The organism is Variovorax sp. P1_H12_2, assembly GCF_056405335.1.
Map to the genome: position 1 here is coordinate 1 of NZ_JBFUCI010000203.1, position 10868 is coordinate 10868.

Consider the following 10868-nt stretch of genomic DNA (forward strand, 5'->3'; position numbering starts at 1 on the left):
GATCTCGGTGGCCACGCCCTTTTCCTTCAGGCGCACCGCCTCTTCGACGGCGATCTCGTCGAAGGGGTTCATGCTCATCTTCACGTTGGCAATGTCCACACCGGTGCCGTCGCTCTTCACGCGCACCTTGACGTTGTAGTCGACGACCCGCTTGACGGGGACAAGAATCTTCATGGGAGTTGCTCCTTCGGTTCTGAAATTATTCGAGCTTGGCGCCCGATTGCTTGATCAGGCGCTCCCAGATCGGGCGCTCCTGCTTGTAGGCGGCAGCGAAGGCCTCGGGCGAGCTGTCCTTGAGCTCGAAGCCCATCGCCGCGACCTTCGCCTGCACGTCGGGCTGCTGCGTCGCTTTGCGCACCTCGTCCGCGAGGCGCTGCACGACGGGCTTGGGCGTGTGGGCCGGCGCCGCGACGGCGAGCCAGCCGGTGACGCGGTAGGCCTCGTCCTTGAGGCCCTGCTCGGCCAGGGTCGGCACATTGGGCAGCGTGCTCATCCGGCGCTCGCCGGTCACGCCGATCGCCTTGAGCTTGCCGGCCTCGATGTGCGGCTTGGCCACCAGCGCACTGGCATAGGCCATCTGGATCTGGCCGCCGATGAGGTCCTGCAGCATCGGTGCCTCGCCCTTGTAGGCCACGTGGTTCATGTCGGCCTGCTGCGTCAGGCTCATGTGGGCGCCGGCCAGGTGCGGGTAGGCGCCCACGCCGTAGGAGCCATAGGCCACCTTGCCCTTGTTCGCGCTCACGTACTTGAGCAGCTCGGGGCCGGTCTTGGCCGGCACGCTCGGGTGCACCACCAGCACCAGCGGCGCCATCGCGATCTGGTAGACCAGCGCGAGGTCGCGCTGCGCGTCGTAGGGCAGCTTCTCGTACAGGAACTGGTTGGTCATGAGCGAATTGCTCAGCGACAGCACGATGGTGTAGCCGTCCGGCGCCGCCTTGGCGACCGCATCGGTGCCGATGATGCCGGCCGCGCCGGGCTTGTTGTCGATGATCACGGGCTGGCCCAGGCCGGCCGCCATCTTCTCGCCGATCACGCGCGCCAGCACGTCGGTGGCGCCGCCGGCCGCGAAGGGCACGACCATCTTGATCGGCTTGGTCGGATAGGTCTGCGCCTGGGCGGGCGCGAGGGCGCACAGCGCGGCCGCCGAGGCGGCTGCGCAGAGCCATGCGCGGCGGTTCGAGGCTTGGGGGCTCATGGTGTGTCTCCGGTTCATTGCTCGAGAAAAGAGGGGTCTATTGCAGGACGACCTGTGTCTTGAAGGGCAGCCGTTCCAGCGCCTGCTGCAATTGCTGCCGCAGCGGCTCGGCCTGCGGCCCGGTGGCCGAGGCGTCGACGATCACCTTGAGCGCGCTGTCGCCATCGGCCTGCACCTGCGGCCGGGCCGCGGCGGCGATGCCCAGGGCGGCGCAGGCCTCCTCGACCAGCGCCGCGGCCACCTGGCGCGCGGCCAGCGCGCGCAGTTCGGGCTTGTAGATCTTGCCGACATTGGTCATCGGCATGGTCTCGATCAGGGTCACCGAGCGCGGCTTGGCGGGCGCCTCGTCGACCCGTTCGGCCGTGAAGGCCAGCAGCTCGGACTCGGTCGCCGACGCGCCCGGCACCAGCGTCGCGAACACCACCGGGAGCTCGCCGGCGTAGGCGTCCGGCGCACCGACCGCGGCGCAGAGCTGCACCGCCGGATGGGCGCCGAGCGCGTCTTCGATCGTCTTCGGATCGATGTTGTGGCCGCTGCGGATGATCAGGTCCTTCGAGCGGCCGCTGAGGTTGAGCCGGCCCTCGCCGTCGATCCATCCGAGGTCGCCGGTGGCGAGCCAGCCGTCGGCCGTGAAGGCCTTCGCGTTGTCGGCCGGATCGACGAAGCCCGAGAACAGGTTGGGCGACTTGAACAGCACCATGCCCTGCTCGCCGGCCGGCAGGTCGCGCTCGCTGGCGTTGCCGTTCTCGTCGAGCGCCACGATGCGCAGCCGCGAGTAGGGCAGCCGGAAGCCGACGCAGCCCGCCGGGCCGACCACGCCGGGCGGCGTGATGGTCGAGATGCCGGCCATCTCGGTCATGCCCAGGCTTTCGTGCACGTGCAGGCCGAACAGGCGCTCGAAGCGCGCGGCGAGTTCCGGCGCCAGCACCGCGGCGCCGGTGCGGCAGTAGTTGATCGAGGAGATGTCGGCGCCCGCCAGCGGCACGTTGGCCAGCGCAGCGAGCACCGTGGGCACCGCCGACAGCGAGGTCGGCCGGTATTTCTCGACCAGCCGCCAATAGTTGGCCAGCACCTGCTTGTTGCGCAGCAAGGCGGTGGTCGGAACGATCACTTCCACGCCGGCCGACAGCGAGGCCAGCGACGCCGGCAGCACGCCGGCCACGTGGAACAACGGGTAGCCGTTGATCGACGCGTCCTTCGGGCCCTGGCCGGTCATGTTGACGCTGGCCCAGGCCGTGAACACCTGCGCGCCATGGCTGTGGCGCGCGAGCTTCGGCGCGCCGGTGGTGCCTCCGGTATGGAAGTAGGCGGCGATGTCGCCCGGCGCGATGTCGCGGCCGCTCACCAGCCGGTCGTCGGGCTCGGCGGCGCGCAAGGCGGCGAAGTCGGCCACGCCATCGGGCAGGTCGCCGGCGCTGCCGGGCGCCTCGTCGTGCGGCGCCACGCGCAGCACGGTGGTCAGCGTCGGCACCTGGCCGCGCAGCCGCATCGCCTTGGCCCACATGCCCGAGTCGGCATCGCTGCCGTAGGCGATCAGTACCTTGGCGCGGCCCGCGGTCATCAGCGCGACCAGCTTGTCGTCGGTCAGGAGCGGGTTCAGCGGCTGCACGATGCCGGCCGCCTCGCCGCCCCACAGCGCCAGGTGGTAGTCGAGGCAACCCGGCAGCAGCACGGCCACCGCGTCGTCGGGGCCGACGCCGAGCCGGTGCAACAGGTTCGCGGTCTGGTGGATGCCGGCCAGCAGTTGGGCGTAGGACCAGCGGATCGGCTCGTCGGCCGGGTCGCCGGTGCGCAGGAAGGTCAGCGCCGGCTTGTCGCCGAAGGCCGCGCCGGAGTTGCGGAAGATCTCGTAGGTGCTGCGCACCGTGAGCGCCTCGGCCAGCGGCGTGGCCTCGAGCCTTCGGATGTCATCGAGGCTGCGAATCGGAAACGATGCGCTGAAGGGCGCTGCACTCATGGTCCTGTCTCCTGCAAATGTCGTCCCGCGATCATGCGCCGGGCGGGCCGCGGCGCCTACGCCGGCTACTGGTTCTTGATGTTGTTGTCGCGGATCACCTTGCCCCAGCGCTCGTAGTCCTGGCGCATGCGCGCGGCCATCTGCTCGGGCGTCTGGAAGGCGGCGAAGGTGCCGACGCCTTCGAGCTTCTGCTGCACTTCCTTGTCGGCCAACGCCTTCTGGAGCTCGGCATTCAGGCGGGCGATCACGTCCTTGGGGGTTCCGGCCGGGGCCAGCATGCCGCCCCACGAGGTGGCGTCGAAACCGGGGAAGCCCTGCTCGGCCACGGTCTTCACGTCGGGCAGCAGGCTCAGCCGCTTCGACGAGCCGACCGCGATCGGACGCAGCGCGCCGGAGCGGATGTGCGGCAGCACCGCGATCAGGTCCGAGAACATCATCGGCACCTGGCCGCCGATCAGGTCGGTCACGGCCGGCGCGCTGCCGCGGTAGGGTACGTGCTGCATCTCGAACTTACCCACGTTCTTCAGGCTCTCGGTCGTCAGGTGGCCGAAGCTGCCCGCACCCGCGGTGGTGTAGTTGAACTTGCCGCCGTCGGCGCGGGCCTTGACGATCAGCTGCTGCAGGCCCGTGACCTCGGGCAGCGCCTTCGGGTTCACGACCATCACGATCGGCAGGTCGTAGGTGGTGCCGACCGGCGTGAAGCTCTTGAAGATGTCGTAGCTGGTCGGACCGTAGAGGTGGCCCGCCAGCAGCGTCGGCGTGGCCAGCATCACGAGCGTGTAGCCGTCGGGTGCCGCCTTGGCCGCGGCGGCCGCGCCGATGGTGCCCGAGGCGCCGCCGCGGTTGTCGATCAGCACCGGCTGCTTGAGCCCTTCGGCCATCTTCTGGCCGATGATGCGGGTCGCGACGTCGGTCGGGCCGCCGGCCGGGAAGGGCACGATGATGGTGATCGGCTTGGCCGGAAAGGCCTGGGCGAACGCAGTGCCCGCGATGAGCGGCAGTGCCAGGGCGAGCAGGGCGCGGCGCGCGGGGTTGCGGACGGAGGAAGCAAGGCGAAAGGACATCGGGATCGGTTCGATGGCGTCAGAGGACGCCGTTGGATTTCAGTTGGGAGAGCTTGTCGTCGGACAGCCCCAGCAGCGACTGCAGCACCTCGTGCGTGCCTTCGCCGAGCTGCGGCGGCGCGTTGCGCACCGGCAGCCGTTCGCCGTCGAAGCGATAGGGCGGCGCCAGCACGTTGACGCTGCCGGCCACCGGATGCGGCTGCGTGGTCACCAGGCCGCCATCGGTCGCGCGCTTCGAATTGAGCGCCTCGAGCAGGCCGAGCACCTCGCCGCAGGGAATGCCCGAGCGGGTCAGCTGTTCGAGCAGGGCGCGGCGCTTGCGCTTGCCGAGCTCGCGGTGGATCTCGGGCATCAGCGCCTCGCGGTTCGCCGCGCGCAGGATGTTGGTCTTGAAGCGCTCGTCGGCCGCCAGGTCGGGCCGCTCGATGACGTCGGTGCAGAAGCGCGCGAACTGGCTGTTGTTGCCGACCGTGATCACCAGCGGGCCGTCTTCGGCGTCGAACACGCCATAGGGCACGATCGACGGATGGGCATTGCCGTAGCGCGGCGGGTCCTCGCCCATCAGCAGCGCCTCGAGGCCGTAGTAGGCGGTGATCATCAGGCCGCAGTCGAACAGCGCCATCTCGACGTGGCGGCCACGGCCCGTCTTCTGGCGCTCGAACAGGGCCGCGAGGATCGCCTGCGCCGAGTACATGCCGGTGAACAGGTCGACCGCGGCGACGCCGAACTTCAGCGGCGGCTGGTTGGCCTCGCCGTTGAGCGCCATCAGGCCGGCCTCGCCCTGCACGACCAGGTCGTAGCCGGGGCGCGCGGCTTCGGGGCCGGTGCGGTCGTAGCCCGAGATCGAGCAATAGACCAGCCCCGGGTTGAGCTCGCGCAGCGCCTCGTAGCCGAGGCCGAGCTTGTCGATGCCGCCGAACTTGAAGTTCTGGATCAGCACGTCGCTTTTCTTCGCCAGTTCGCGCACGATCTCCTGGCCTTCCGGCGTCTGCAGGTCGATGCCGATCGAGCGCTTGTTGCGGTTGACGCTGTTGAAGTAGGCGGTCTCGGTGTTGCCGATGCGCAGGCCCCAGTCGCGCGTGTCGTCGCCGCGGGCCGGATGCTCGACCTTGATCACTTCGGCGCCGAGGTCCGCGAGCACCATGCCGCACCAGGGGCCGGCGAGGATGCGCGAGAGATCGAGCACGCGGACGCCCGCGAGCGGAAGGGTGCCGTTCATTGGGGCGCCTCCCTGCCGAGCGCGATGTAGCGCTGCAGGTGATGGTCCTCGTCGCCCAGTTCATGGTCGATCATCACGAGGCGCTTGGCGTAGTGGGCCAGCGGCAGCTCCCAGGTCATGCCGATGCCGCCGTGCAGCTGGATGCTCTCCTCGGCGACCAGCGTGCCGATGCGGCCGACGCTGAACTTGGCCGCCGACAGCGCACGTTCGCGCGTGACGCGGTCGGCATCGATCGCCGCCGCCGCATTGATCACGGCCGAGCGCGCCTGCTCGATCTCCAGCAGCAGGTCGGCCATGCGGTGCTGCAGCGCCTGGAAGCTGCCGATCAGCAGGCCGAACTGCTTGCGCGTGCGCAGGTACTCGAGCGTGGCCGTCTTGGCCGCTTCCATGGCGCCCAGCGATTCCGCGCTGAGGGCCAGCAGGCCGCGGCCGATGGCGCGCTCGAGCGTCGCGTGGCCCTGGCCTTCGGTGCCGAGCAGTGCGCCGGCGCCGAGCCTGAGCTGGTCGAAGGAGAGCTCGGCCACGCGGCCGCCGTCGATGGCCGGGCAGTCGCGCACCGCGAGGCCCGGCGTTGCCGCCGGCACCAGGAACAGCGAGATGCCGGCCTCGTCGTCGACCGCGCCCGAGGTGCGGGCCGAGACCACGAACAGCTGCGCCTGCGCGCCTTGCGGGACGACCGACTTGGCGCCGTTCAGCACCCAGCCGTCGCCGCTGCGTTCGGCGCGCGTTTGCACGCGGGCGAGTTCATAGTGCCCCTCGGGCTCGTCATGCGCGAGCGCCGCGATGGTGGTGCCGCCGATGATCTCGGCCAGCAGGCCCTTCTGCGCCGCGTTGCCCGCGGTCGAGATCGCCTCGCCGGCCATCACGGCGCCCAGCAGCGGCTCGACCACCAGGCCGCGGCCCAGCGCCTCGAAGACCACGGCGATGTCGAAGCCGCCGCCGCCGAAGCCGCCATCGGCCTCGCTGAACAGCGCGCCGATCACGCCGAGCTCGGCGAACTGCCGCCAGATGTCGGTGCTGAAACCCTCGGGCGACCCGGCGATGCGGTCGCGCGTCTCGAAGGCGTACTGCTCGGCGATGAAGCGGTTCAGGCTGTCGGCGAGCATGCGCCGGTCTTCGGTGTGTTCGAAGTTCATGCCGTTTCCTTTACAGACCCAAAATCATCTTGCTGATGATGTTCTTCTGGATTTCATTGGAGCCGCCGAAGATCGACAGCTTGCGGTTGTTGAAGTAGCGGGCTGCCGCTGGGGCCGCATAGGCGGGGCCGAACGGAACGCCGTCGTGGCCTTCTTCCAGCGCCTCGGCCACGAAGGGCCGGGCATACGCGCCCATCGCACGCCGCGCCAGCGAGGAGATCTCCTGGCGGATCTCGGTGCCGCGGATCTTGAGCATCGAGCTCTCGGCGCCCGGCACGCCGCCGCCGGCCACGGCCGCGATCACGCGCAGGTTGGTGGTCTTCATGTTCTCGAGGTCGATCTCGACCTTGGCCATGCGCGCCGCGAACGCGGGGTCTTCGGCCAGCGGGCGGCCGTTCTTGCGTTGCGTCGCGGCGATCGCCTTGAGCTGCTCCATCGCGGCCACCGAGAAGCCGACGCCGGCGATGTTGGTGCGCTCGTAGGTCAGCAGGAACTTGGCGCAGGTCCAGCCCTTGTCCTCCTCGCCGACCAGGTTCCCGGCCGGCACCCGCACGTCGGAGAAGAACACCTCGTTGACCTCGTGCTCGCCGTCGAGCGTGATGATCGGGCGCACCTCGACGCCGGGCGACTTCATGTCGATCAGGAGGAAGCTGATGCCCTCCTGCTTCTTGGCTTCGCGGTTGGTGCGCACCAGGCAGAAGATCATGTCGGCGTGCTGGCCCAGCGTGGTCCAGGTCTTCTGGCCATTGACGATGTAGTGGTCGCCCTGGGCGTCGACGCCGCGCACGGCCGAGGTCTTGACCGAGGCCAGGTCGGAACCCGCGCCGGGCTCCGAGTAGCCCTGGCACCACCAGTCGGAGCCGTCGAGGATGCGCGGCAGCCAGTGGCGCTTCTGCGCCTCGTTGCCGTACTTGATCAGTACCGGGCCGAGCATGTTGACGCCGAAGGGCACGATGCGCGGCGCATGGGCCAGCGCGCATTCGTTCTCGAAGATGAACTTCTCGACCGCGGTCCAGCCCGGGCCGCCGTACCGTTCGGGCCAGTGGTTGGCGAGCCAGCCGCGCGCGTTCAGGATGGCATGCCACTCCTGCATGTCGGCCTTCGAGAGGTGCTTGCCGGTCGCGACCCGGGTCGAAAGGCGCGCGGGCAGCTTGTCGGCCAGGAAGGCGCGCACTTCGCTGCGGAAGGCTTCTTCTTCGGGGGTGAAGTTCAAGTCCATGACGAGTCTCAGTAGATTTCGAACAGGCCTGCCGCGCCCATGCCGCCCGCAATGCACATGGTCACCACCGCGTACTTCGCGCCGCGCCGCTTGCCTTCGATCAGCACGTGGCCCGCGAGCCGCGCGCCGGTCATGCCGAACGGGTGGCCGATGGAGATCGCGCCGCCGTCGACGTTGAGCCGCTCGGACGGAATGCCCAGCTTCTCCTGGCAGTAGATCGACTGCGAGGCGAAAGCCTCGTTGAGTTCCCACAGGTCGATGTCGTCGATCTTGAGGCCGTGGCGCGCCAGCAGCTTGGGCACCGCGAACACCGGGCCGATGCCCATCTCGTCGGGTTCGCAGCCGGCCACCGCGAGGCCGCGGAAGGCGCCCAGCGGCTTGAGGTTGGCGCGCTCGGCCTCCTTGGCTTCCATCAGCACGCAGGCCGAGGCGCCGTCCGAGAGTTGCGAGGCATTGCCCGCGGTGACGAACTTGTCGGCGCCCATCACGGGCTGCAGCTTGGCGAGCGCCTCGTAGGTGGTGCCGCGGCGGTTGCAGTTGTCTTCCGTGGCAGTGACTTGGGCGTGCGTGACGGCCTTGGTCTCCTTGTCGGTCACGGCCATCGTGGTGGTGCAGGCCACGATCTCTTCCTTGTAGCGGCCGGCGAGCTGCGCCTCTTCGGTCTTGCGCTGGCTCTCGGCCGAGAAGCGGTCCTGCGCCTCGCGGCCGATGCCGTAGCGCTGGGCCACGATGTCGGCGGTCTCGATCATCGCCATGTAGAGCGCGGGCTTGTGTTCCTGGATCCACGGGTCGATGCCGCTGTCGCCGGCGTCGGTGGCGCTGCGGCTGCGGATCTGCGAGATGCTCTCGACGCCGCCGGCGATCATCGCCGGGGCGCCGTCGACCACGATGCGGCCCGCCGCCATCGCGATCGCCTGCAGGCCCGAGGCGCAGAAGCGGTTGACCGTGGTGCCGGCGATCGAGATCGGCAGGCCGGCGCGGATGATGGATTGGCGCGCGATGTTGCGGCCGGTGGTGCCTTCGGGGTAGCCGCAGCCGAGGATCGCGTCCTCGATCAGCGCCGGATCGAGCCCCGAGCGCTCGACCGCGGCGCGTACCGCGAAGGCGGCCAGCGTGGCGCCGGAGGTGATGTTGAATTCGCCGCGGTGCGCCTTGGTGAGCGGGGTGCGGGCGGTGGAAACGATGACGGCTTCGCGCATGGTGATTGGCTCCTTAGTTGGTTGAGGACAGAGCAAGAACTGCTGAGTTTCTTGATCGGCCCCGCAAGGTTCAGTCTTGATTGAGGCTCGAGAAATCGGCGCCGCGTTCGACCAGCTCGACCAAGAGCGGCGAGGGCTTCCAGAACACCGGGTCCTGCTGGGCGAATTCGCGGATGTCGGCCAGCACCTTCGGCAGGCCCACCATGTCGGCGTACTTCATCGGGCCGCCGCGGAAGCGCGGGAAGCCGTAGCCGTAGAGGAAGGTGACATCGACGTCGAGCGGCCGCAGCGCGATGCGCTGGTGCACCACGTTGGCGCCCTCGTTGATCATCGCGGCCATGTAGCGGCGCATGATCTCGTCGTCGGTGAAGCTGCGCGGCGTGACGCCGGCGCGCTGGCGCTCGGCGTCGATGATCGCCAGCACCTCGGGGTCGGGCGAACCGGTGCGGGCGCCCTCCAGGTAGAGGTAGTAGCCGCGCTGGGTCTTCTGGCCGAACCAGCCGCGCTCGCAGATGCGGTCGGCCACCTGCACGTAGCGCGCCTTCGGGTCGCGCGTGGCGGCCTTGCGCTTGCGCGTGGCCCAGCCGATGTCGCCGCCGGCCAGGTCGGCCACCTGGAACGGGCCCATCGGGTAGCCGAAGTCGCGCACCGCCTGGTCGATCTGGTAGGGCGAGGCGCCGTCTTCCATCATGTGGTCGGCCGCCTGGCGATAGACCGCGAGGATGCGGTTGCCGATGAAGCCGTCGCAGACGCCGGCGCGCACCGGCACCTTCTTGAGCTTCTTCGCGAGCTCGAAGCCGGTCGCGACCACGTCGGCGCTGACCTTGGCCGGCACCACGATCTCGAGCAGCTTCATGATGTTGGCCGGCGAGAAGAAGTGCAGGCCCACCACGTCGCCCGGGCGCGAGACGCTGGCCGCGATCTCGTCGATGTCGAGGTAGGAGGTGTTGGTGGCCAGCACGGTGCCGGGCTTGCAGACGCGGTCGAGCTCGGCGAACACGGCCTTCTTGACGCCCATGTCCTCGAACACGGCCTCGACCACGATGTCGACCTGCGCCAGGGCGTCGTAGGCGGTCGAGCCCGAGAAGCGCGCCATGACCGCGGCCTTGGCCTCGGCCGTCATGCGGCCCTTCTGGATCAGGCCGTCGTAGACCTTCTCGACGTTGGCGCGCCCGCGTGCGAGCTGCGCTTCGTCGCGCTCGATCATCGTGACCGGCATGCCGGCGTCGAGCATCGCCACCGCGATGCCGGCGCCCATGGTGCCGCCGCCGACGATGCCGGCCGAATCCAGGGCGCGCGGCTTGGCGGCCTTGGTCTCGGGCGCCTTCAGCACCTCGCGCTCGGCGAAGAAGGCGTGGATCAGGCCGGCGCGCTGCGGGCTGTCGATGCACTGCAGGAAGAGCTTGCGTTCCAGCGCCATGCCGTCGGCGAAGGGTTGCGTGAGCGCGGCTTCCACGGCTTCGATGATCTTCATCGGCGAGAACAGGCCGCGGCTCTTCTTCGCGGTCTCGGCGCGCGCGGCATCGAGTGCGGCGCGGCTGGCTTCGGTGTCGGCCAGGGCCCCGGCATCGCGCGTGCGGCGCACGGGCGCCTTGGCGGCCACCAGCTCCTGCGCATAGGCGAGGCCCGGGGCCAGGGCCTCGCTGCCTTCGGCCAGCCGGTCGATCAGGCCCAGCGCCAGCGCTTCCTTGGCGCTGGCGTGGCGGCCACTCAGGATCAGGTCGAGCGCGGCCTTGGCGCCGATCAGGCGCGGCGCACGCTGGGTGCCGCCCGAGCCGGGCAGCAGGCCCAGCGCGACTTCGGGCAGGCCGAGCTTGGCCGAGCCCACCGCCAGGCGGTAATGCGCCGACAGCGCGACCTCCAGTCCGCCGCCGAGGGC

At 69.6% G+C, this 10868-nt stretch carries 8 protein-coding genes and 1 pseudogene; all 9 read right to left on the reverse strand.

Translation table 11 applies throughout. The features are described 5' to 3' along the window. Positions 1-174 (reverse strand): annotated as a pseudogene (locus tag AC1D2K_RS19790) (electron transfer flavoprotein subunit beta/FixA family protein); the annotation flags it as partial. A gap of 25 nt (positions 175-199) precedes the next feature. Continuing rightward, a complete protein-coding gene (locus tag AC1D2K_RS19795; RefSeq protein WP_478090535.1) occupies positions 200-1195 on the reverse strand; it encodes a Bug family tripartite tricarboxylate transporter substrate binding protein in 996 nt (331 codons plus the stop codon). A gap of 37 nt (positions 1196-1232) precedes the next feature. Then, entirely contained in the window at positions 1233-3152 is a 1920-nt protein-coding gene (locus tag AC1D2K_RS19800; protein ID WP_478090536.1) for an acyl-CoA synthetase, read from the reverse strand. A gap of 65 nt (positions 3153-3217) precedes the next feature. After that, the gene (locus AC1D2K_RS19805; RefSeq protein ID WP_478090537.1) at positions 3218-4216 is read right to left on the reverse strand and encodes a Bug family tripartite tricarboxylate transporter substrate binding protein; all 999 of its coding nucleotides are present in this window, start codon (positions 4214-4216) and stop codon (positions 3218-3220) included. Between the two features lie 19 nt (positions 4217-4235). Beyond that, positions 4236-5435 carry a CaiB/BaiF CoA transferase family protein gene (locus tag AC1D2K_RS19810; protein ID WP_478090538.1) on the reverse strand — a complete coding sequence of 400 codons (1200 nt, stop codon included), beginning with the start codon at positions 5433-5435 and terminating at the stop codon, positions 4236-4238. Then, a complete protein-coding gene (locus AC1D2K_RS19815) occupies positions 5432-6571 on the reverse strand; it encodes an acyl-CoA dehydrogenase family protein (RefSeq protein WP_478090539.1) in 1140 nt (379 codons plus the stop codon). The genes AC1D2K_RS19810 and AC1D2K_RS19815 overlap by 4 nt, the downstream gene beginning before the upstream one ends. Before the next feature lie 10 nt (positions 6572-6581). Next, positions 6582-7790 (reverse strand): acyl-CoA dehydrogenase family protein, encoded by a 1209-nt coding sequence (locus AC1D2K_RS19820; protein ID WP_478090540.1) that lies wholly within the window; start codon positions 7788-7790, stop codon positions 6582-6584. 8 nt (positions 7791-7798) lie between these two features. Further along, positions 7799-8989 (reverse strand): acetyl-CoA C-acyltransferase, encoded by a 1191-nt coding sequence (locus AC1D2K_RS19825; RefSeq protein WP_478090541.1) that lies wholly within the window; start codon positions 8987-8989, stop codon positions 7799-7801. A 70-nt stretch (positions 8990-9059) separates the two neighbouring features. Further along, on the reverse strand, positions 9060-10868 hold a 1809-nt coding region (locus AC1D2K_RS19830; protein WP_478090542.1), incomplete at its 5' end, for a 3-hydroxyacyl-CoA dehydrogenase NAD-binding domain-containing protein.

What these genes read in the sequence shown, in the direction of transcription:
- AC1D2K_RS19805 (WP_478090537.1), bottom strand. Translation starts at nt 4,216, where the DNA reads ATGTCCTTTCGCCTTGCTTCCTCCGTCCGCAACCCCGCGCGCCGCGCC.
- AC1D2K_RS19825 (WP_478090541.1), bottom strand. Translation starts at nt 8,989, where the DNA reads ATGCGCGAAGCCGTCATCGTTTCCACCGCCCGCACCCCGCTCACCAAG.
- AC1D2K_RS19810 (WP_478090538.1), bottom strand. Translation starts at nt 5,435, where the DNA reads ATGAACGGCACCCTTCCGCTCGCGGGCGTCCGCGTGCTCGATCTCTCG.
- AC1D2K_RS19795 (WP_478090535.1), bottom strand. Translation starts at nt 1,195, where the DNA reads ATGAGCCCCCAAGCCTCGAACCGCCGCGCATGGCTCTGCGCAGCCGCC.
- AC1D2K_RS19820 (WP_478090540.1), bottom strand. Translation starts at nt 7,790, where the DNA reads ATGGACTTGAACTTCACCCCCGAAGAAGAAGCCTTCCGCAGCGAAGTG.
- AC1D2K_RS19815 (WP_478090539.1), bottom strand. Translation starts at nt 6,571, where the DNA reads ATGAACTTCGAACACACCGAAGACCGGCGCATGCTCGCCGACAGCCTG.
- AC1D2K_RS19800 (WP_478090536.1), bottom strand. Translation starts at nt 3,152, where the DNA reads ATGAGTGCAGCGCCCTTCAGCGCATCGTTTCCGATTCGCAGCCTCGAT.